Raw genomic sequence first — 20,455 nt, 5'->3', positions numbered from 1 at the left:
AAGGGCCCCGGGCGGCCCTCCCGTGAGGGAGGGAGACCGCCCGGGGCCGCGGTTGCGCGATGTCCGTCAGAGACAGAGCGTGATGCTGGCCTGGCTCGCGCACAGGAGCAGGCTGGCCACGCTGCCGCCGCCGGTGTACTCCTCGGTCTCCATCGTCTGCAGGTCGAGCAGTGCCATGTCGGGTCCTCTCGTTGGTGGGGACGGGGTTGTGTCACGACTCCGTCAGGTGGCGGAGCCGCGTTCCGGGTGCCGCGTCGGCGGCGGGAGGAAGGGCAGGTGGGCCGGGGTGGCGCTCGCCGCGTCGGCGCCGAGGGCGGCTCCGAGCGCGAGCAGGCAGCCGGCCGTTCCGGTGCCCAGGTCCATGGAGAGCCGCATCATCTGGTGTCCGGGGAAGGCCAGTTGGCTCTGGTAGGACATCGCGTACCAGCCGAGCCCGGCGATCTGCCCGGCCAGCCGGTCCGCGTCCGCGCCCGGTGCCGTCGTGCGGCTGAGGTGCAGGATCATCCCGGCGCGTCCCTGGAAGAGGCCGGGCTGGGCGTAGAAGCGTGAGGTGGCGGCGGTGAGGATGCCGGCGCGGGCCTGCTCGAAGGCGTCGATGCCGACGCCGGAGTCCCGCTCGGAGCGCCCGCCTCCGCTGCCGGCGGCGTGCGCGAGGTAGTCGTCGACGACCATCCCCACCCCGACGCTCCCGTCGCCCAGATACGGCATGGTCCGCCAGCCCTCGTCGACCTCCAGCGAGCCGCCCTTCTGCTCCACGCAGCACGCCAGGTCCTGGCGCAGCGCCTCGCCGGCCGCGTCCAGCAGCCGCCGCTCGCCGGTCCGTTCGTACTGGCGCAGCAGGAACAGCGCGGGCCCGCTCGCGCCCCGCAGCAGTCCGGCGCGCGGCCGGGCCCCGGACGTCGGCGGTGCGGTCAGCCGCTGTACGAGGATGTCCGCGGCCTCCGCCGCCCGCTCGCGCAGCTCCGGCTCCCCGGTGGCGTCGGCGAGCCCGCCGAGGACCAGCCCCAGCCCGGCCAGTCCGCCGCGCAGGTCGGAGGAGAGCCGCTGCCACCTCTCGCGCAGGGCCGTGTCGATCAGGTCCAGGGCCCGCTGCCGGTGGCCGAGCATGTCGAGGACGTGGGCCACGCCCGCGAGACCGTCGTACAGGCCGAGCGGAGTGCCCACCGGTGGCGGGTCGGTGCGGTCGAGCAGCCAGCGTTCGCCCTCGTCGTAGCGCTCGGCGCCGGTCGCGGCCAGGGCGTACAGCACGCCGGCCGCGCCATGGGCGATGCCCAGCCCGCCGCCGTCGGAGAACTGGGCGACGTCGCCCGGGAAGAGCCGGTCCTCACGCTCCGGGGTGGCCGAGGCGAGCAGCGCCTTGACCATCGAATCGCGGCTGTAGGGCCAGTCGCCGGGCTCCACGAAGGACGCGGAGGCGGCACGGGCCGAGTGCGTGGCACGCTCGGGACCGGTCACGTCCCGGCAGATCTCGGCGACCGCCTCGTCCAGGAACTCCCGTGGTACGTCCGGGAACTGACCCATGATCACGTCCGCCAGATGCGCCGCCTTGTCGCGGTCCACCACGAACAACGAGGTGATCGGCAGGAACATCGCCAGCCTCAGACAGGCCAGTGCATAGCGGTCGACGTCGACGCCCCTGCGGTCGCCCGGGGCCAGGAAGCCGGGGTGGGCGACGACCTGGCGGCCGTTCTCGCCCACCGGGGCCGCCGCCTCGAAGTCGAGCAGGGACACCGACTCCTCGTCGGGGGCGACCATGATGTTGAAGACATGCAGGTCGTTGAAGACGATCCCGCGCGCGTGCACCGCCTCCACCGCGCTCTCCACGGCCCGGTGGATGCGCAGGGCCCAGGCCGTGTAGTCGGCCACGGCGCGCGGATCCGGGTCCGGGCCGATCAGCGGGTGTCGTTCGGCGAAGAAGGAGTTGAGGGGGCGCCCGTCCACGAAGTCCATGACCAGGAAGCGGTGTTCGCCGAGCAGGAACCAGTCGCGCACCTCGGGCACCACACCGGTTCCCGCCAGCTGCTCGAGCGCCTGCCGCTCCCGCTCCAGCCGGGTCACGGCGTCCGCGCCGTCAGCGGCGAGGCCCGCGTGCGGCCGGCCTTCCTTGAGGACCACCTTGCGTCCGTCCCGCGTGTCGGTGCCCGCGTACACCCCGCCGCCGTTGGAGAAGTGCAGCGCCTTCTCGATGCGGTACGGCAACTCGCCGACCGTCGTGGTGTTGCGGGCCGCCAGCTGCGGCGCGAGGAACGCGGGCAGCGTCACCCACTCCGGCACCTGGAACGACGGCGCCCGCCGGTCCGGCACCAACTGGCCCTCCCCGTCCCGCACCGCCGGCACCAGCGAACCGCGGTCGTCGACGACGAAGAGGCGCGCGAAGGCGCCGTAGCGCACGTACAGCGGACCGTCCCCCCAGCGCAGATCGGTGAGGATGTACGGCCCCTCGAACCCCTCAAGCAGCCGGCCCAACTCGCGCAGCACCGTGTGGAGCTGCGCTTCGCCGGCCGGGTACACGGTGACGAACTTGCCGCTGGAGTCGCGGCCCGCGTACTTGGCGTTGCGCAGATGCAGCAGCTGCGGGCCGGGCACGAACTTGAACGGGATGCCCCGCGGCACGCAGTAGTCCCACACGATCCGCGCGATCTTCTCCGCGTTCGCCAGGGTGGCCGAGGCATGGATCTTCCAGCCCTGCGCCGGGCCCTGCATTGGGGCGCCGTCCGGGCCGAGCGGCGTCAGCGTCAGCCAGTCGCCGATCCGTGCCGCCGTCCAGCCCTCGGGGACCTCGTCCCGCGCCGCCTCGTACAGACGCGCGGCACCCTGCGTGCCCGCGGACAGCCGGTCCGGCGTCTCGTAGAAGTGCCTGTCGGCGAGCGCGTACACCTCGTAGCGCTTGTCCATGCGTCCCCCTCAGCTGGCCCGGCACCGAGACTTCCAGCGATGCAACGGCTACGGACAGTCACGACTGTCACGAGATCACCGTGCGGAACGCATGCGTAAAGACTTGTTCGGGGCCTTTCGAGCACCGGAATCCCGACCGCCCCACGGAACGCGCCACAGGGGCTGCGCAGGTGTCTCATTAGCGCTGTAATGGCGGACGTGGTCGGTGAGGGCGCCGCGGGACGCGGAACGAGAAGGCTGCGTGCCGAAGTTGCCCTCAAGACGGTCGCCGCCGAGCCCGGCTCACCGGACCGACTGCGCCGCCTGCTGGAACAGGCCCTCGTCTTCGGCGGAGCGACACTCGCCGCCGTGTACGCGCCGGGCGAGGACGAGGACCTGCTGTGCCTGGTCGAGTCCGCCGGTGTCCCGAGGACCTTCTACGGGCTGCGCGACAGCTACCCGCGCTCGGGCCGGTCCGCGGTGGCCGGCGCCCTGCGCACCGGACACGCACGGTGGCTCGGCCCGGCGGAACTGGCCGCGCGAACGGAGTCCCGACGGACATCCGGCCGGGACTTCTTCCTGGCGGCCCTGCCGACCCACGGCGACGAGGGCGGCGGCTGTCTGCTGGCCGTGAGCGAGCGCCCCGGCGGGTTCGACTCCAACGACCGGGAGTGCCTGGAGCTGATCGCCGATGCCGTCGCCTTCCCCGCCCTGCCTGCGGCAACGGACGGGGGCGAGCTGCCGGCCAACGCGTTCAGCCTCGCCATGGACACCGGCCGCGTCGAGGTCGGCGACGACATCCTGGCGCTGTTCGGTCTCGGCCCGGACGAGTTCGACGGCAAGGTCGAGACGCTGCTGGGCCTCACCGTCCCCGAGGACCTGCCGTCCCTGATGTCCGTCGTAGAGGCCGACCACACGGCCCTCGGCGACCGCGACCTGGAGTTCCGGGTCCTGCAGCCCGCAGGCCCGCCCAGATGGCTCAGGCTGCGCGGGCGTCTGCTGCCGGGTGGCGAGGGACTCCCGGCCCGCATCGTCGGCACCGTCGCCGACGCCTCCACCCTGCGCGCCGAGGTCACCGACGTGGCCCGCGTCCAGCGTCTCGCCGCCGCGCTCGCCACCGCGGGCACCGTCCGCGACGTCAGCCACGCCGTTGTCACCGCTCTGCGGGGGCCGCTGCGCGCCGACCGCATCGCCCTCGCCGAGCTGGAGAACGACCGTCTCGTCGTCACCGTCCTCGACCCGCCCGACCCCGAGTCCTGGCCTCAGCTGTGGCGCGTGGAGTGGCGTACCGAATGGCCGGACGCGCCCGTGCGCGCGATGCCCACCCTCGCCGCCGCCCTGCGCGAGGGCCGCGCCCAGATCTGGCCCGCCGGCAGCCCGCTGGAACCGGCCCTCGCCGACGTCGGCCCCGGCGGCCTGGCCGTCCTGCCGCTGCCCGCCGGGGGCCGGATGGTCGGCGCCTGCCTGATCGGCTGGGACGCCCCGCACGACTTCGGGCCCGACGAGCGCGCCCTGCTCACCGCCTCCGCGGGCCTCGCGGGGCAGGCCCTGCTGCGCGCCCACGCCTTCGACGCCGAACACGAACTCGTCGGCATGCTCCAGCGCCAGCTGCTGCCGCGCCGCCTGCCCCGGCTGCCCGGCGCGGAGGCCGTCGCCCGCTACCTGCCCACCACCGCCGGACTGGAGGTCGGCGGCGACTGGTACGACGTGATCCCGCTGCCCGACAACCACGTCGCCCTGGTCATCGGCGACGTCCAGGGCCACAGCGCGGCCGCCGCCACCCTGATGGGCCAGATGCGCACCGCGCTGCGCGCCTACGCCGCCGAAGGGCACCCCCCGGACGTCGTCGTCGACCACGCCAACCGCCTCCTCATGGACATGGAGACCGACCTCTTCGCCACCTGCTGCTACGTCGACGTCGACTTGGAGGAGGGCTCCGCCTGGTGTGTGCGCGCCGGTCACCCCCCGCCGGTCCTGCGCCACCCGGACGGCAGCACGGAGATCGTCGAGGCGGAGGGCGGCCCGCCGCTCGGCGTGCTGCGGCAGGCCGGCTTCCCGATGAGCCCGCTCGGCCTGCAGCCCGGCACGGTGGTCGCCCTGACCACCGACGGCCTCGTCGAGTCCGCCGACTCCGACATCGACACCGGCATGGCCCGGCTCGCCCGCGAACTCGCCCGCTCCGACCCCGCCCACCTCGGCCTCGTCGCCGACGCCCTGCTCGTGGGCGCCCGCCGCAGCGACGACATCGCCCTGCTCCTGATGCGCTACGACGGCATGGCCGTACGGCCCCTGCGCGAGAGCTGGACCGTCTGGCGCGTACCGCAGGCGGTCGGTCACGCCCGCCGCTTCACCCGACGGACCCTGCGCGCCTGGGGGGTGCTACCAAAGGACATGGACGCCGTCCTGCTCGTCGTCTCCGAACTCGTCACCAACGCCCTCGTGCACACCGACGGCCGGGTCCGCCTCGACCTCACCTTCGTCAACCGCCGGTTGCGCGTGGCGGTCGCCGACTCCTCGCCGCGTACGCCGGTCAAACCGGCCGGCATCAGCTGGGAGGCCACCGGCGGGCGCGGCATCCTCCTGGTCGAGGCGATGGCGGCGTCATGGGGAACCGTGCCGGTCAGTGGCGGAAAACAGGTGTGGAGCGAGATCGTCCTCGGCGGCTGACGGAGCGCTCCGGTGAACGGTCGGTGGCATGGAAGTTGCGCGCGAGCCAATCCCGGCACCGTCAAATTGGCCGAATCGGGGCTAAGGTGAACCGATGAAGGCTCTCGTGCTGTCCGGTGGCGCCGGTACGCGCCTGAGGCCGATCACGCACACTTCGGCCAAACAGCTCGTGCCGGTGGCGAACAAGGCCGTGCTCTTCTACGGGCTGGAGTCCATCGCCGCGGCCGGGATCACCGAGGTCGGTGTGGTCGTCGGTGACACCGCCCCGGAGATCCAGGACGCCGTCGGCGACGGTTCAAAGTTCGGTCTGGAGATCACCTACATTCCCCAGGAACGGCCCCTGGGACTGGCCCACGCCGTGCTCATCGCCCGTGACTACCTGGGCGACGACGACTTCGTGATGTACCTCGGCGACAACTTCATCGTCGGTGGAATCGCCGGCCTCGTCGACGAGTTCCGCACCAACCGCCCCGACGCCCAGATCCTGCTCACCCGCGTCCCGGACCCCCGCGCCTTCGGCGTCGCCGAACTCGACGACACGGGCCAGGTCGTCGGCCTGGAGGAGAAACCCGAACACCCCAAGAGCGACCTCGCCCTGGTCGGCGTCTACCTCTTCACCCCGCTGATCCACGACGCGGTCCGCGCCATCACACCGTCCTGGCGCGGCGAGTTGGAGATCACCCACGCCATCCAGCACCTGATCGACGCCCGCGCCGACGTGCGCTGCACGGTCATCAAGGGCTACTGGAAGGACACCGGGAACGTCGCCGACATGCTGGAGGTGAACCGGACCGTCCTGGAGGGCCTCACGCGCCGTATCGACGGCGAGGTCGACGACGCCTCGGAGACCGTCGGACGCGTGGTCGTCGAGGAGGGGGCACGCATCGTCAACTCGCGCATCGTCGGCCCGGCCGTCGTCGGCGCCGGCACCGTCGTCGAGGACTCCTACGTCGGCCCGTTCACCTCCATCGCACAGAACTGCCGTATCAGCGACAGCGAGTTGGAGTTCTCCATCGTCCTGCGGGACTCCTCGATCCGGGGAGTGGGCCGGATCGAGTCCTCGCTCATCGGCCGGCACGTCGAGGTCACCCCCGCGCCCAGCGTCCCCAGCGCCCACCGACTCGTCCTCGGAGACCACAGCAAGGTGCAGATCCACACATGAACCTTCTCGTCACCGGCGCCGCCGGCTTCATCGGCTCGACCTACGTCCGCACGCTGCTCGCCCGCGACGCACCGGACGCGCCCGAGGCACCCCGGATCACGGTGCTGGACAAGCTGACGTACGCCGGCACCCTGGACAACCTCGAACTCGACCACCCCCGGCTGGAGTTCGTGCAGGGCGACATCCGGGACGCCGAACTGGTCGACAAGCTGATGGCCGGGGCCGACCAGGTCGTGCACTTCGCCGCCGAGTCCCACGTGGACCGCTCGATCACCGGCGCCGGCGACTTCGTCCTCACCAACGTGCTCGGCACCCAGACCCTGCTGGACGCGGCCCTGCGCTACGCCGTCGCACCCTTCGTGCACGTGTCGACGGACGAGGTCTACGGCTCGGTGGCGACGGGTTCCGCCACGGAGCAGGACCTCCTGCGGCCCAGCTCGCCGTACTCCGCCTCCAAGGCCTCCTCCGACCTGCTCGCGCTCGCCTACCACCACACCCACGGCCTGGACGTCCGCGTCACCCGCTGCTCGAACAACTACGGCCCGCACCAGTTCCCGGAGAAGGTCGTCCCGCTGTTCATCACCAACCTCCTCGACGGCGAGCGGGTGCCCCTGTACGGCGAGGGCCTCAACGTCCGCGACTGGCTGCACGTCGACGACCACTGCGACGGTGTCGACCTCGTCCGCACCAAGGGCCGCCCCGGCGAGGTCTACAACATCGGTGGCGGCACCGAGTTGAGCAACAAGGACCTCACCGCCCTGCTGCTTCGGGCCTGCGGCGCCGACTGGGACCGGGTGGCGCACGTCGAGGACCGCAAGGGCCACGACCTGCGCTACTCCGTCGACTGGACCAAGGCCCGCACCGAACTCGGCTACCGGCCCCGCCACGACTTCGCGTCGGGCCTGGCCGACACCGTCGCCTGGTACCGCGACCACCGCGCCTGGTGGGAACCCCTCAAGCGCCGCGTCGGCGAGGAGCACGGATGAGGTGGCTGGTCACCGGAGCGGGCGGCATGCTCGGCCGCGACCTGGTCGAGGAACTGCGCACCCGCGACGAGCAGGTGACCGGCCTCGGCCACCTCGCCCTCGACATCACCGCCCCCGACGCCGTCGACCGTGCCTTCGCCGCACACCATCCCGACGTGGTCGTCAACTGCGCCGCGTACACGGCCGTCGACGACGCCGAACAGGACGAGGAGGGCGCCCTGCGCGTCAACGGCGACGGCCCAGGCATCCTCGCCCGGGCCTGCGTCGCGTACGAGGCCCGCCTGATCCAGGTCTCCACCGACTACGTCTTCGCCGGCGACGCCCGCACCCCCTATGCCGAGGACGCCGCGCCCGACCCCCGCACCGCCTACGGTCGCACCAAACTGGCAGGTGAGCGGGCCGTGCTGGACGAACTCCCGGACGCGAGCGCAGTCGTGCGCATCGCGTGGCTCTACGGCGTCCACGGCCGCAACTTCGTGCGGACGATGACGGAACTCGAAGCACGCCGGGACACCGTGGACGTCGTGGACGACCAGCGCGGCCAACCGACGTGGAGCGCCGACGTCGCCGCGACGATCGCCGACCTCGGCCCGCGCGTCGGCCGTGACATGACCGGCGTCCTGCACGCCACCAACTCCGGCGAGGCCACCTGGTACGACCTGGCCCGCGAGGTGTTCCGGCTCCTCGGCGCCGACCCCGACCGGGTGCGGCCCGTCACCAGCGAGGCCTTCGCCCGGCCCGCGCCCCGCCCCGCGTACAGCGTCCTCGGGCATGGCCGCCGGCAGCGGCTCGGCCTCGCGCGAGCACGCGACTGGCGCACCGCCCTGCACGAAGCACTGCCCCGGATCCGCAAGGAGACCCCTTCGTGAAACGCCATGAGTTCCTGCGGGAACTGCACAAGGTCAGCGGCAACCGCAACTACCTGGAGATCGGCGTCAACGACGGCCGCAGCCTCCGGCTGTCCCGCGTGCCCACCATCGCCGTCGACCCCGCCTTCAAGGTCGTCACGGAGTTCCGCTGCGACGTCCACCTGGTCAAGGCCACCAGCGACGACTTCTTCGCCCGCGACAACCCGCTCGTCCACCTCAGGGGCGGCCGTCATCCGGTGCGGAACCTGCGTCGCGGTCGCAAGCCGTTCGGGTACTGGCGGCGTACCGTCCTCGATCTGTCGTTCATCGACGGCATGCACCTGTTCGAGTACGCGCTGCGGGACTTCATGAACATCGAGCGGCACTCCGACTGGACCAGCGTGATCGTCTTCGACGACATGCTGCCGCGCAACGTCGACGAGGCGGCACGCGACCGGCACACCGGGGCGTGGACCGGCGACGTGTACAAGATCGCCGAGATTCTCCGGCGGTACCGGCCCGATCTGGTGACCGTCCTGGTCGACACCCAGCCCACCGGGCAACTCGTCGTCTTCGGGGCCGATCCCAGGAACACGGTGCTGCGGGACCGGTACGACGAAATCGTCGCCGAGTACGAGGTGCCCGATCCGCAGAAGGTGCCCGAGGCCATCCTGGACCGGGCGTCGGCGGTGGCTCCGGAGGCGCTGCTCGGGGCGGGTTTCTGGCGGTCGCTGGCGCGGGCTCGCAGGCTCGGTGTGCGGCGTGGGCGGGCGTGGGTGCCGTTGCGGGCTCAGATTGCGGGGGTTGCCTCCGGCGGTTGAGCGGTGGTGCCGGGTCTGCAGTCGCATGTCTGCGGGCTCGTCTTCGCTGGTCGCGCAGTTCCCCGCGCCCCTCAGGACGTTGCCGAACCGCCTCCCGTGCGGAGCCGGTCGTAGCGGGCGGTGCAGGCCTCGTACGTCGGGAGCAGGCCCGCCTCTCGCGCCTGTGCCAGGGACGGCGCCTGCGCGTCCTTGGGGGACAGCACGGGTGGGATGTCCTCGGGCCAGGCGATGGCCAGGTCCGGGTCCAGCGGGTTCACCCCGTGTTCGCGCTCGGGCGCGTAGCCGGTCGAGCACAGGTAGACCACCGTGGCGTCGTCGGTGAGCGCCATGAAGGCGTGGCCGAGGCCCTCCGCGAGGAACAGGGCGTGTCGGCTGTCGTCGTCGAGGCGCAGGGCCTCCCAGCGCCCGAACGTGGGGGAGCCGACGCGGATGTCGACGACCACGTCGAGGATGGCGCCGCGCACACAGGTGACGTACTTGGCCTGACCGGGTGGCACGTCCGAGAAGTGCACGCCCCGCAGTACGCCCCGGCGGGAGACCGAGCAGTTGGCCTGGGCCAATGACAGGTCGTGGCCGGTCGCCTCGCGGAACTCCGTGCCTCGGTACCACTCGTGGAAACTGCCTCGGTCGTCCGGGTAGACCTTGGGCTCCAGCGCCCAGGCGCCTTCGATGCCGAGCGATCGCATGCCCTCACCTCCTCGTGGCCAGGGCTCGCAGCCGGGCCGTCGTCCGCCCCAGGGCCGTTCCGAGCCTGCGTCGTGCCCTGCGGGCGAAACGCCGTAGCGCACTGGGCCGCGGCGCCGGCACGACGCGCACTCCGCCGACCCCGGAGCGCAGGGCGAAGGGCAGCGGCAGGAAGCGTGGCCCCGGCACTCCGAGCGCCGCCCGCCAAGTCGCCCCGTGCTGCTCGCCGAGCGGCAGCACGGCCTTTAGCAGCGCCGCGGACCCGTGCGGCGACAGCGTGGCGGCGATGTCGTGGGCGGTGCCGGACGCGGTGAGCCGGAGCGTCACCTCGGTGCCGTCGTCGGGGACGTGCAGGGGGAGCCGTGCGTGCAGGCGGGCGCCCGAGAGTGTGATCTCGGCCGTGGTGAGGGCGCCCAGGCCGACGCGGTGGGTCGCGCGGTCGACGTCGAGGGCGAGATGGGCATGCGGTGACGTCCAGTACGGCAGGACCACGTGGCCGCCGGTCACAGCGGCGTACGGCGTGGGGCGGTTCCCGCGCGGGGCGGGGCCCAGACGGCACTCCTTGGTCCAGCCGCCCAGCTTGACGCGGACGAGGGCGTCCCACAGACCGTCGCGGGTGAGGCCGGCGGGGTCCACGGTGGCGGTCGCGCGCAGGAGCAACCGGACCCGGCCGTCGTCGCCGGCCGGCACCTCCTCCCGGGTGAACTCGACCGGCTGGAAGTACTGGGCGGCGCTGGCGCGCTCGCGCACCAGCAGGTCCGCGGTGGCCCCCTCGAACCGGGCGACGGTGTCGGCGCCCACCCAGGCGACAGCCGCCGCCAGGTCCTCGGGCGGGCCGTCGAGAGGCGTACGGGCCGTACTCGCGGCGAAGGTCATCGGCTCCCCGGCGGACGCGTACTCCGCGGTGAAGGCGACCCGCAGAGTGCCGTCCTCCCACGCCACGCGCTCGGGAACGGCAGTGAGGGCGATGCCGGCCTCCCACTCGGCAAAGGCCTCGACGTCGTCGTACCGACCCGCGGCGATCAGCGCGGCGACGACCTGCTGTGTCGGCTGCAGCCCGGCCGCGACACCGGGACCGAAGCGCTCCACGACGACTTGGTGGATCTCCTCGAACAGGTCCCGGCGATAGTCCGCAGGCAGGGCGAGCAGCCGCCGGGCGCGCATCCGCTCGACCATCTCCACCCGCAGCCAGCGCCGGAACAGCCGGTCCCGCAGCGGCCCCGGTTCGGTGTACTGCTCGACGACGTCCAGGGCCTCGCGGAGGTTCTTGAAGTAGCCGCCCGGGTCGAAGCGCTGGAAGCCGGCGTTCGAGGCGTCGTCCCGGCGGACGTGGTAGTAGCAGACGTAGTCGCTGAGCACCGAGATGCTGGACGCGCGCAGATACGCCTCGGTGACGAAGACGTGGTCCTCCAGCCGCCGTCTCCCCTCGGGGAAGCGCAGGCCGATGTCGTCGAGGAAGGCACGGCGGAACATCTTGTGCGGGGTGAGGCTGTCGATCAGCGGCGCGTTCTCGACGGTGGCATGCGGGTGGTTGCGGCGGAACAGCTCCACCGGCACCCCGCGGCCCTTGCCCGCCATCTTGCCGACCACGACATCGGCGCCGTTGGCGACGCCGTAGTCGTACATCCGCTCAAGGGCCTCGTCACCGAGGTAGTCGTCGTTGTCCACGAACATCACGTACTCGCCCCGGGCGGCGGCGATGCCGACGTTGCGGGGCTTGCCGGACCAGCCGGAGTTCTCCTGGTGAACGACGGTCACCCGGGACTCCGCAGCGGCCAGCGTGTCGAGCCGGGCTGGCGTGTCGTCGGTGGAACCGTCGTCGACGAAGATCACTTCGTACTCGTCCGGAGGCAGCGACTGCCGCAGCAGCGACTCGATGCAGTCCTCGACATAAACCCCCGGGTTGTACACGGGGACGACCACGCTGACCTTGACCGGCATCGGTCTCCGAGCCCCCTAGGGGTCGCTGGGCGTTTGCGTCGAATTACGGCGCTCGTGGCCAAATGCTAACCCTGACACCGGGTTTGTCCACCGCTCAACCGATGCGGCCTCGCGTCCAGAACCAGCCCGAAGATCGTCCGCGCCGGTAGCCTGAGGGCGTGCGCCTGCTGCTGATGTCCGACACCCACCTGCCCAAACGCGCCAAGGCACTGCCCGAACCGCTGCTCGCCGAACTCCCGCGCGCCGACGTCGTGTTCCACGCCGGGGACTGGGTCGATTCGGCCACGCTCGACCTGCTGGAGAGCCGCAGCACCCGACTCATCGGCGTCCACGGCAACAACGACGGACCCGATCTGCGCGCCCGGCTCCCCGAAGTGGCGTACGTCGAGCTCGGCGGTCTGCGCTTCGGCGTGGTCCACGAGACCGGGCCCGCCCAGGGCCGTGAGGCGCGCTGCGCCGCCAGGTTCCCCGACCTCGACGTCCTGGTCTTCGGCCACAGCCACATCCCCTGGGACACCACCGCGTCCACCGGTCTGCGTCTGCTCAACCCGGGCTCACCGACCGACCGCCGCCGCCAGCCGCACTGCACCTACATGACGGCGACCGTCACCGAGGGCGGGCTGGGGGAAGTGGAGCTGCACCGGCTGCCGCCGCGCTGAGCTCAAAAAGATCCGGGCCGCTCCGTATGCAGGGAAGCGGCCCGGGCGCTGCGATGCGCTGTCATGGACCTCCTTCCCGCTCAGAGGCGTTGTTTCGGGGGCCCTCAGGCCTCCTTGTCGCCCCCTACCCCTTCGCGTCCGCGTTACACCCCTGATTTCGGGGCCGCTCGCGAGTCGATCGACGCCTGAGATCACCTGCGACACGCCCGCCGCCTGCGCCACAGGCGCACCAGGACCAGCAGCACCCCGACCGCCGCCACGGCCGCCCCCGCCCGCTTCGCCACCGGCACTCCGGCCGTGCGGATCAGGTCGAGCGGCTGTTCAACCTCCTCCTCGGCAAGCGGCGCACTCTGCGCCGGCTCGGTCAGCCGCTCCGACAGGCACGTCGCGAACTGCCCGACCAGCCGATCGCCCACCTCGGCCATCACCCCGCGCCCGAACTGCGCAGGCCGCCCCGTCACGGTGAGGTCGGTGTCCACCGACACGGCCGTGCCGTCGTCGCGCTCGCTGAGCGTGCCGGTCATCGTGGCCCGTGCGGTGCCCTGCCCGCGCGTCTCGCGTCCGCTCGCGATCAGCACCATGCGGTGTGCCGTCCCGTCCTGCTCCTCGAAGACCGCGGTGCCCTTGTAGGCCACGGTGATCGGACCCACCTTGACCTTCACCGCACCGGTCACGGTCCTGCCGTCGTACTCCTCGACGCTCGCCCCGGGCATGCAGGGCGCGATGCGCTCGATGTCGAGGAGCGTGCGCCAGGCCTCGTCGACCGGGACGGGGACGGTGAACTCGTGGTGCAGCTCCATGACTTCCTCCAACCTGGCGCTACGACGATGGATGGATCGCGCCCGCCGTGGCCGTCAGCGGGGCTCCCGTTCCGCCCCACCGCAGGGCGACGATCTCGGCGGCGACGGACACGGCGACCTCCTCGGGCGTACGGGCCCCGAGATCCAGCCCGACGGGGGAGCGCAGCCGGGCCAACTCGGCCTCGCCGAGCCCGGCTTCGGTCAGCCGCTTGATCCGGTCGTCGTGGGTACGGCGGCTGCCCATCGCCCCGATGTACGCCGCCGGGCGGCGCAGCGCCTCCTCCAGCAGCGGGACGTCGAACTTCGGGTCGTGGGTGAGCACGCAGATCACCGTGCGTTCGTCGGTGCCGGTGCCGCTCAGATAGCGGTGCGGCCAGTCCACGATCACCTCGACACCCGCCGGGAAGCGCTTCGGGGTGGCGAAGACCGGGCGGGCGTCGCACACCGTGACCCGGTAGCCGAGGAAGTCGCCGATGCGGGCGACCGAGGCCGCGTAGTCGATCGCGCCGAACACGAGCATGCGCGGCGGCGGCGCGAAGGAGTGCAGGAAGACGGAGACCTCGTCCTCGCGGCGTTCGCCGTGCGGGCCGTAGTGCCTGAGGCCCGTGGCGCCGAGGGCGAGTTCGCCGCGCGCGTCGGCGGTGACGGCCACGTCCAGGCCGGGCGCGCCGAGCGTGCCCGCGACGCGGTCCGGCCACACGGCGAGCGTCGCCCCGCGCGGCGCGGGCCCGTCGGTCACCGTCGCCACCGTGACCGGACGCCCCGCCGCGACCGTCTCCGCGACCTCGCCGAAGGTCGGGTCCGAGGCGGCCGTGACGGGACGTACCAGCAGGGTGATCTCGCCGCCGCAGGTGAGCCCGACCTCGAAGGCGTCCTCGTCGCTGTAGCCGAAGGTCTCCAGCCGAGCCTCGCCGCTCGCCACCACTTCCTGCGCGAGTTCGAAGACGGCCCCCTCGACGCAGCCGCCGGACACGCTGCCCGCGACCTCGTCGTCGGGACCCACCGCCATGGCGGCCCCGGGGTCGCGCGGGGCGCTGCGGCTGGTGGCGACCACGGTGGCGAGTCCGAACGGCACCCGGGCCGCGTACCAGGGGCTGATCACCGGGAGAATCTCACGCATCGTCCGCTCCTCTCACCACCGCCGCCAACCGCTCCAGGGCGGCCAGGCTGTGCCCCTCGACGAAGGCGTCCACGCTCGGCAGGGCCGCCGCCATCCCGGCCGCCAAGGGCGCGTAACCCGGCCGCGCCTTGCGCGGATTGGCCCAGATCACCCGGTGCGCCAGCCGGTGCAGGCGGCGCATCTGGGCCGCGAGCAGCTCCGGATCACCACGCTCCCAGCCGTCGGACAGCAAGACCACGATCGCACCGCGCGCCAGGCCGCGCTGTCCCCAGCGGTCCAGGAACGCCCGCAGCAGCTCACCCAGCCGGGTACCCCCGCGCCAGTCGGGCACCGCCGCCGCGACCGCCGCCATCGCCAGGTCGGGGTCCCGGTGCGCCAGCTCCCGGGTCACCCGGGTCAGCCGGGTGCCGATCGTGAACACCTCCGTACGGCTGCCTCGGGCGGCCGCGTGGGCGAAGCGCAGGAGCGCGTCCGCGTACGGCGACATGGAGCCGCTCACATCCACGAGCAGCACGACCCGGCGGGGCCGGTCGGTCCGCGCGTGCCGCCGCAGACGCGCGGGCTCCCCGCCGCGCCGCAGCAGCTCCCGCACCGTCCGGTGCGGATCGACCTCGCCGCGCCCGGCCGGGCTCCGGCGCGCGGAGCGCCGTGCCTCGCCGCGCAGCGCGAACGCGGCCAGCAGCCGCCGTACCTGCTCCCGCTCCACGGCGTCCAGGTCGGCGACATCGCGATGGCGCAGGACCTCGACGGCACTGGCGAGGGAGGCCGCCGGCGGCGCCGCGTGCTCGCGGTCGGCACGTGTGGCGGCGCCCGCGCCGCCGCTGACGACCAGGCGCAGGCGAGGCGGGGGAGGAGCGGACACCGTACGGCCGGCCCGCCCACCGTCACCGAAGTACGCGGCGAACACCCGCTCGTACCGCTCCAGGTCGTCGCGGTCCCCGCACAGCGTCAGCCGTCCCGCCCAGTACACGTCCGCCCGTATCCCAGGCCTCAGGGCGTCCACCGCGCACAGGAAGGCGTGCACGCGCTCGGCGTCGGCGTCGACGCCCGCCGCGCGCAGGGCACGGGCGAAGCCGAGGAGCGCGGCGTCCGCGGCGAGTACCCCGGTCACGTCCCGCACCGCCCTCACGCCCCTCGCGTCGCGAGCACCGCCGCGAGGTCCATCCCTCGTGCCCGCTCCGCGTCCTCCCGGTACTTCAGCACCGACCCGAGCGTGGCCACCGCCAGCTCCGCGTCCACCTCGTCCGCCCCCAGCGCGTCCAGGGCCTCGGCCCAGTCGATGGTCTCCGCGACACCCGGCGGCTTGAGCAGGTCGTGCCCGCGCAGCTCCTGCACCAGCGCGGTCACCTGCTCCGCGAGGCGGGCCGACACCTCCGGCAACCGCCGCCGCACGATGGCCAGTTCGCGGGCGAAGCCGGGGTGCTCGAACCAGTGGTACAGGCAGCGCCGCTTCAGCGCGTCATGCACCTCGCGCGTGCGGTTGGAGGTCAGCACGACCACCGGCGGCTCCTCGGCGCGCAGGGTGCCGAGTTCGGGGATCGTCACCGAGAACTCCGACAGCAGCTCCAGCAGAAACGCCTCGAACTCGTCGTCGGCCCGGTCGATCTCGTCGATCAGCAGCACCGACGGCTGTGTCTGCAGCGCCCTGAGCAGCGGCCGTGCCACCAGGAACCGCCTGTCGTACAGCTCGCCCTCCAGCCGGTCCGCGTCGGTCACCCCGACGGCCTCGGCGGCCCGCAGATGCAGCAGCTGACGCGGGAAGTCCCAGTCGTACAGGGCCTGCGAGGCGTCGATGCCCTCATGGCACTGCAACCGGATCAGCGGCGCGTCGAGCGCCTCGGCGAGAGCGGACGCGAGCGCGGTCTTGCCGACGCCCGCGTCGCCCTCGCAGAAGAGCGGCCGGCCGAGCCGCAGGGCCAGGAAGCAGGCGATGGCCAGCCCGTCGTCGACGAGGTATCCCGTCTCCTCCAGGCGGGCCCGCACCTGCTCCGGGCCGTCCCATCCGGTGATCGTCGCTCACCCCATCCCGGCGGCCGCCAGCACCGCCCGCTTGGTGAGGACCTGGGCCAGATGCGTCCGGTACTCCGGTGAGGCGGAGGTGTCCCGGGACGGCCGGGTGCCCTGCGCCGCCTCCTGGGCGGCCCGCGCGACGGCGTCCGGATCCCCGGCGCCGGACAGCGCCTCCTCGGCGGCCGAGGCCCGCAAGGGCGTGGTGCCCATGTTGGTCAGCGCGACGCGTGCCTCGGCGATGTGCCCGTCGTCGCGCCGTACCAGCGCGGCCACGCCGACGATCGGCCAGGCCTGGGCGATGCGGTGGAACTTCTCGTAGCGGAAGCCCCAGCCGTCCGCCTTCGGGATCCGGACCTCGACGAGCAGTTCGTCGGGCTCCAGCGCGGTCTGGAGATAGTCGACGAAGAACTCCCGCGCCGGGATCGTGCGCCGCCCCCGCGGCCCCTGCGCCACCAGCTCACCGTCCATCACCAGCACCACCGCGGGCAGGTCACCGGCCGGGTCGGCGTGCGCGAGCGAGCCGCCGAGGGTGCCGCGATGCCGTACGGCAGGGTCCGCGACCGTGGAGGTGGCGGCTGCCAGCAGCCCGGCGTGCCGCCGGACCAGCGGATCCGCGATGACGTCGTGGTGCGTGGTCATCGCGCCGATGACCAGGGTCTCGCCGTCCTCCCGGACACCGCGCAGCTCGGGGATCCGGTTGACGTCCACGACCAGCTCCGGGAAGGCCAGCCGCAGCCTCATCAGCGGCAGCAGGCTCTGCCCGCCGGCCAGTACCTTGGCGTCCTCGCCCGCGTCGGCGAGCGTGCGCACCGCCTCGTCGACGCTGCTGGGACGGGCGTAGTCGAATGCGGGGGGAATCATGCCGACGCCTCCTTCCCGGACCGAACGGCCTGCCAGACCCGTTCGGGAGTGCACGGCATCCGGATGTCCTGGACGCCGAAGGGACGCAGGGCGTCCACGACCGCGTTGACCACGGCGGGCGTCGAGGCGATCGTGCCCGCCTCGCCGACCCCCTTGACGCCCAGCGGGTTGGAGGTCGCCGGAGTCTCGGTGCGGTCGGTGACGAACTCGGGCAGGTCGGGGGCGCCCGGCACGAGATAGTCGGCGAGTGTGCCGGTGACCAGGTTGCCCTCCTCGTCGTACACGGCCTCCTCGTACAGCGCCTGTGCGATGCCCTGGGCGATTCCGCCGTGCAGCTGGCCCTCGACGATCATCGGGTTGATCACCTTGCCGACGTCGTCGACGCACACGTACGACCGGATGTGCACGGCACCCGTCTCGGTGTCGACCTCGACCGCGCACAGGTGGGTGCCGTGCGGGAACGAGAACGTGTCGGGGTCCAGGACGTGCTCGGCGTTGATCGACGGTTCCATGCCGTCGGGCAGGTCGTGCGAGGAGAAGGTCGCGAAGGCCACCTCCTGGATGGTCTTGGTCGCCTCGGGCGAGCCCTTCACGGTGAACGCGCCGTCCTTGAAGTCGAGGTCCGCCTCGTTGGCCTCCAGCAGGTGCGCGGCGACCTTGCGGGCCTTGTCCACCACCTTGCGTGCCGCTTCGTGGACGGCGACGCCTCCGACGACCAGCGAGCGCGAGCCGTAGGTGTCCAGGCCGTGGGACGCCAGCACGGTGTCGCCGTGCATCACCTCGATGTCGTCGAACGGCACCCCGAGGACGTCGGCGGCGATCTGGCTCCAGGACGTCACATGGCCCTGCCCGTGCGGGCTGGTCCCGGTGATGATCTCGACCTTGCCCGTGGGCAGCACCCGGATGTTCGCGGCTTCCCAGCCGCCCGCCGCGTAGTTCATCTCGCCCAGCCAGCGGCTCGGCGCGAGGCCGCACATCTCCGTGTACGTGGAGACGCCGATGCCGAGGCGGACGGTGTCCGCGTGCTCGACGCGGTCCGCCTGCTCGGCGCGCAGCTTGTCGTAGTCGAACAGGGCGAGCGCCTTGTCGGTGGCGGCCTCGTAGTTGCCGCTGTCGTAGGTGAGCCCCGCGATCGTCGTGTACGGGAACTCGTCGTGCCGGATCCAGTTGTGGCGCCGCAGGTCGACCGGGTCCATGCCGATCTCGGCCGCCAGGTCGTCCATGATCCGCTCGATCGCGTACGTCGCCTCCGGGCGGCCGGCTCCGCGGTAGGCGTCGATCGGGGTGCGGTTGGTGAAGACACCGGTGCAGGAGAACTCGTAGGCGCCCATCTTGTAGATCGCCGGGTACATGGAGGCGCCGAGGATCGGGATGCCCGGGCTGAGCAGCATCAGGTAGGCGCCCATGTCGGCCAGCAGCGAGACCTTCAGGCCCAGCAGGGTGCCGTCGCTGCGGGCGGCGATCTCGATGTCCTGGACCTGGCTGCGGCCGTGGTGGGTGGCGACGTTGGCCTCGGAGCGGGTCTCGGTCCACTTCAGGGGCCGCCCGAGGCGCTTGGCCAGCATGAGGGTGATCACTTCCTCGCCGTACACCTGGAGTTTGGAGCCGAATCCGCCGCCGACGTCGGGGGCGACGACGCGGATCTTGTTCTCCGGGATGCCGGTGGTGACGGCGAGCAGGACCCGCAGGACGTGCGGGACCTGGGTGGAGGAGTAGAGGGTGAAGTCGCCGGACGCGGCGAGCGGGGTGACCACGACCGCACGCGGCTCCATCGCGGTGGGGATCAGGCGCTGCTGGTGGTAGCGGCGGGTCAGGACGATGTCGGCCTTCGCCTTGGCGGCCGCGTAGTCGCCGTCGGACGTGCGGTAGTCGTAGCAGCGGTTGGTGCCCTTGTCGGAGTGGACCAGGGGCGCGCCGTCCGCGAGCGCGCCCTCGATGTCCAGGGCGGCGGGCAGCGGCGTGTAGTCGACCTCGATGGCCTCCAGCGCGTCGGCGGCCGTGTACCGGTCGCGGGCCACCACCACGGCCACCGGGTCGCCGGCGTGGCGCACCTCGTCGACCGCGATCGGGGGATGGTCCGGCACCACGGTGCCCTCGGCGACCGGCCAGGCGCACGGCAGCGAGCCCATCTCCTGCGCGACGTCGCGGCCGCTGAACGCGGCGATGACGCCGGGGCGTTCGAGGGCCGCCGAGACGTCGACGCGGTCGATGCGGGCGTGGGCCATCGGGCTGCGCAGGATCGCCAGGTGCAGCAGTCCGGTGACGCTGATGTTGTCGGTCCAGTTGGTCTGCCCGGTGATCAGATGGGCGTCCTCCTTGCGGTACCGGGCGCGGCCCACCTCGCGTTCGACGGTCTCGCTCATGCCGTGACCTCCTCCTCGGAGGCGTCCAGGACCGCCCGGACGATGTTCTGGTAGCCGGTGCAGCGGCAGATGTTGCCCTCCAGGCCGTGGCGTACCTCGTCCGGCGTGGGGTGCGGGTGCTCGCGCAGCAGATCGCGGGCCGCCATGATCATCCCCGGGGTGCAGTAGCCGCACTGCAGCGCGTGCCGCTCGTGGAACGTCCGCTGCAGCGCCGTCCACTCGCCGTCGTGGGCGAGCCCCTGGACGGTGGTCACCTCGCTCCCGTCCGCCTGGACGGCGAGCACGGTGCAGCTCTTGACGGCCGTGCCGTCCAGCTCGACCGTGCAGGTGCCGCAGTTCGAGGTGTCACACCCGATCGGGGTGCCGGTCAGACCGAGACGGTCGCGCAGGTAGTGGATCAGGAGGAGACGGGGCTCCACGTCGTCCTCGTACGTCGTGCCGTCCACCTTCACCGAGATGTGAGTCATGTGCCCTCCAGAGGCCGAGTGGAGATGAGAAGGGGGAAACATCGGCCGGGCGTGATGTACGTCACTCTATGGCGGCTGCGGTGTCACGGCGAGTGCTGCGGCACCGTTCGTTGAGCGTTAATCCATTGCCGGTGCGGGGTCGATCCTGCTGCACTGCACGTGACCCGTCGTCACGCGGACGGGACCCGTCGT

Annotated in this window: 17 protein-coding genes; 6 read left to right on the top strand and 11 right to left on the bottom strand. The window is 72.4% G+C overall.

The window, feature by feature from the left end:
- Nucleotides 1-66 precede the first annotated feature (66 nt).
- Both OHT51_RS03890 and lanKC read right to left on the bottom strand, forming a co-directional pair.
- Nucleotides 67-177, bottom strand: a complete 111-nt coding sequence (locus OHT51_RS03890; protein WP_048578973.1) for a SapB/AmfS family lanthipeptide — start codon at nucleotides 175-177, stop codon at nucleotides 67-69.
- 45 nt (nucleotides 178-222) lie between these two features.
- A complete protein-coding gene (gene lanKC, locus OHT51_RS03885) occupies nucleotides 223-2,895 on the bottom strand; it encodes a class III lanthionine synthetase LanKC (protein WP_328877455.1) in 2,673 nt (890 codons plus the stop codon).
- 189 nt (nucleotides 2,896-3,084) lie between these two features.
- Here lanKC and OHT51_RS03880 point away from each other — a divergent pair, with 189 nt between their 5' ends.
- From OHT51_RS03880 to OHT51_RS03860, 5 genes are all read left to right on the top strand, one after another.
- Complete coding sequence (locus OHT51_RS03880) at nucleotides 3,085-5,541, top strand: SpoIIE family protein phosphatase (RefSeq protein WP_328877454.1); 2,457 nt, start codon at nucleotides 3,085-3,087, stop codon at nucleotides 5,539-5,541.
- A gap of 94 nt (nucleotides 5,542-5,635) precedes the next feature.
- Entirely contained in the window at nucleotides 5,636-6,703 is a 1,068-nt protein-coding gene (locus OHT51_RS03875) for a glucose-1-phosphate thymidylyltransferase (RefSeq protein WP_328877453.1), read from the top strand.
- Nucleotides 6,700-7,689 (top strand): dTDP-glucose 4,6-dehydratase, encoded by a 990-nt coding sequence (rfbB, locus tag OHT51_RS03870; protein ID WP_328877452.1) that lies wholly within the window; start codon nucleotides 6,700-6,702, stop codon nucleotides 7,687-7,689. Before OHT51_RS03875 ends, rfbB begins: the two co-directional genes overlap by 4 nt.
- The gene (gene rfbD, locus OHT51_RS03865) at nucleotides 7,686-8,558 is read left to right on the top strand and encodes a dTDP-4-dehydrorhamnose reductase (protein ID WP_328877451.1); all 873 of its coding nucleotides are present in this window, start codon (nucleotides 7,686-7,688) and stop codon (nucleotides 8,556-8,558) included. The genes rfbB and rfbD overlap by 4 nt, the downstream gene beginning before the upstream one ends.
- Complete coding sequence (locus OHT51_RS03860) at nucleotides 8,555-9,358, top strand: class I SAM-dependent methyltransferase (RefSeq protein WP_328877450.1); 804 nt, start codon at nucleotides 8,555-8,557, stop codon at nucleotides 9,356-9,358. The genes rfbD and OHT51_RS03860 overlap by 4 nt, the downstream gene beginning before the upstream one ends.
- A gap of 71 nt (nucleotides 9,359-9,429) precedes the next feature.
- Here OHT51_RS03860 and rfbC read toward each other — a convergent pair whose 3' ends face one another.
- Nucleotides 9,430-10,044 carry a dTDP-4-dehydrorhamnose 3,5-epimerase gene (rfbC, locus tag OHT51_RS03855; protein ID WP_328877449.1) on the bottom strand — a complete coding sequence of 205 codons (615 nt, stop codon included), beginning with the start codon at nucleotides 10,042-10,044 and terminating at the stop codon, nucleotides 9,430-9,432.
- 4 nt (nucleotides 10,045-10,048) lie between these two features.
- Nucleotides 10,049-11,983, bottom strand: a complete 1,935-nt coding sequence (locus OHT51_RS03850) for a glycosyltransferase family 2 protein (RefSeq protein WP_328877448.1) — start codon at nucleotides 11,981-11,983, stop codon at nucleotides 10,049-10,051.
- A gap of 158 nt (nucleotides 11,984-12,141) precedes the next feature.
- On the opposite strand from OHT51_RS03850, the gene OHT51_RS03845 reads away from it, so the two are divergent.
- Nucleotides 12,142-12,642, top strand: coding sequence for a metallophosphoesterase family protein (locus OHT51_RS03845; protein ID WP_328877447.1), 501 nt, complete (start codon nucleotides 12,142-12,144; stop codon nucleotides 12,640-12,642).
- Between the two features lie 191 nt (nucleotides 12,643-12,833).
- Here OHT51_RS03845 and OHT51_RS03840 read toward each other — a convergent pair whose 3' ends face one another.
- Genes OHT51_RS03840 through OHT51_RS03810 form a run of 7 tightly spaced genes read right to left on the bottom strand, consistent with a single transcriptional unit; the run spans nucleotide 12,834 to nucleotide 20,263 of the window.
- On the bottom strand, nucleotides 12,834-13,442 hold the full coding sequence (locus tag OHT51_RS03840) for an SRPBCC family protein (protein ID WP_328877446.1): 609 nt from the start codon (nucleotides 13,440-13,442) through the stop codon (nucleotides 12,834-12,836).
- Nucleotides 13,443-13,461: 19 nt separating this feature from the next.
- On the bottom strand, nucleotides 13,462-14,562 hold the full coding sequence (locus OHT51_RS03835; RefSeq protein WP_328877445.1) for an XdhC/CoxI family protein: 1,101 nt from the start codon (nucleotides 14,560-14,562) through the stop codon (nucleotides 13,462-13,464).
- Nucleotides 14,555-15,673 carry a vWA domain-containing protein gene (locus OHT51_RS03830; protein ID WP_328877444.1) on the bottom strand — a complete coding sequence of 373 codons (1,119 nt, stop codon included), beginning with the start codon at nucleotides 15,671-15,673 and terminating at the stop codon, nucleotides 14,555-14,557. The genes OHT51_RS03835 and OHT51_RS03830 overlap by 8 nt, the downstream gene beginning before the upstream one ends.
- 14 nt (nucleotides 15,674-15,687) lie before the next feature.
- Entirely contained in the window at nucleotides 15,688-16,572 is an 885-nt protein-coding gene (locus OHT51_RS03825; protein ID WP_328884234.1) for an AAA family ATPase, read from the bottom strand.
- 6 nt (nucleotides 16,573-16,578) lie between these two features.
- Nucleotides 16,579-17,433, bottom strand: coding sequence for an FAD binding domain-containing protein (locus OHT51_RS03820; protein ID WP_328877443.1), 855 nt, complete (start codon nucleotides 17,431-17,433; stop codon nucleotides 16,579-16,581).
- Nucleotides 17,430-19,796, bottom strand: a complete 2,367-nt coding sequence (locus tag OHT51_RS03815) for a xanthine dehydrogenase family protein molybdopterin-binding subunit (protein WP_328877442.1) — start codon at nucleotides 19,794-19,796, stop codon at nucleotides 17,430-17,432. Before OHT51_RS03815 ends, OHT51_RS03820 begins: the two co-directional genes overlap by 4 nt.
- Nucleotides 19,793-20,263 carry a (2Fe-2S)-binding protein gene (locus OHT51_RS03810; RefSeq protein WP_328877441.1) on the bottom strand — a complete coding sequence of 157 codons (471 nt, stop codon included), beginning with the start codon at nucleotides 20,261-20,263 and terminating at the stop codon, nucleotides 19,793-19,795. The genes OHT51_RS03815 and OHT51_RS03810 overlap by 4 nt, the downstream gene beginning before the upstream one ends.
- Nucleotides 20,264-20,455: the final 192 nt, after the last annotated feature.

The sequence above is a fragment of the Streptomyces sp. NBC_00299 genome, from assembly GCF_036173045.1.
Lineage (GTDB): Bacteria > Actinomycetota > Actinomycetes > Streptomycetales > Streptomycetaceae > Streptomyces > Streptomyces machairae.
The sequence above is the reverse complement of the archived record's forward strand: the minus strand, read 5'-3'. Positions and strand labels throughout refer to the sequence as shown.

What these genes read in the sequence shown, in the direction of transcription:
- rfbB (WP_328877452.1), top strand. Translation starts at nt 6,700, where the DNA reads ATGAACCTTCTCGTCACCGGCGCCGCCGGCTTCATCGGCTCGACCTAC.
- OHT51_RS03880 (WP_328877454.1), top strand. Translation starts at nt 3,085, where the DNA reads ATGGCGGACGTGGTCGGTGAGGGCGCCGCGGGACGCGGAACGAGAAGG.
- rfbC (WP_328877449.1), bottom strand. Translation starts at nt 10,044, where the DNA reads ATGCGATCGCTCGGCATCGAAGGCGCCTGGGCGCTGGAGCCCAAGGTC.
- rfbD (WP_328877451.1), top strand. Translation starts at nt 7,686, where the DNA reads ATGAGGTGGCTGGTCACCGGAGCGGGCGGCATGCTCGGCCGCGACCTG.
- lanKC (WP_328877455.1), bottom strand. Translation starts at nt 2,895, where the DNA reads ATGGACAAGCGCTACGAGGTGTACGCGCTCGCCGACAGGCACTTCTAC.
- OHT51_RS03840 (WP_328877446.1), bottom strand. Translation starts at nt 13,442, where the DNA reads ATGGAGCTGCACCACGAGTTCACCGTCCCCGTCCCGGTCGACGAGGCC.
- OHT51_RS03820 (WP_328877443.1), bottom strand. Translation starts at nt 17,433, where the DNA reads ATGATTCCCCCCGCATTCGACTACGCCCGTCCCAGCAGCGTCGACGAG.
- OHT51_RS03835 (WP_328877445.1), bottom strand. Translation starts at nt 14,562, where the DNA reads ATGCGTGAGATTCTCCCGGTGATCAGCCCCTGGTACGCGGCCCGGGTG.
- OHT51_RS03815 (WP_328877442.1), bottom strand. Translation starts at nt 19,796, where the DNA reads ATGAGCGAGACCGTCGAACGCGAGGTGGGCCGCGCCCGGTACCGCAAG.
- OHT51_RS03875 (WP_328877453.1), top strand. Translation starts at nt 5,636, where the DNA reads ATGAAGGCTCTCGTGCTGTCCGGTGGCGCCGGTACGCGCCTGAGGCCG.
- OHT51_RS03850 (WP_328877448.1), bottom strand. Translation starts at nt 11,983, where the DNA reads ATGCCGGTCAAGGTCAGCGTGGTCGTCCCCGTGTACAACCCGGGGGTT.
- OHT51_RS03890 (WP_048578973.1), bottom strand. Translation starts at nt 177, where the DNA reads ATGGCACTGCTCGACCTGCAGACGATGGAGACCGAGGAGTACACCGGC.
- OHT51_RS03810 (WP_328877441.1), bottom strand. Translation starts at nt 20,263, where the DNA reads ATGACTCACATCTCGGTGAAGGTGGACGGCACGACGTACGAGGACGAC.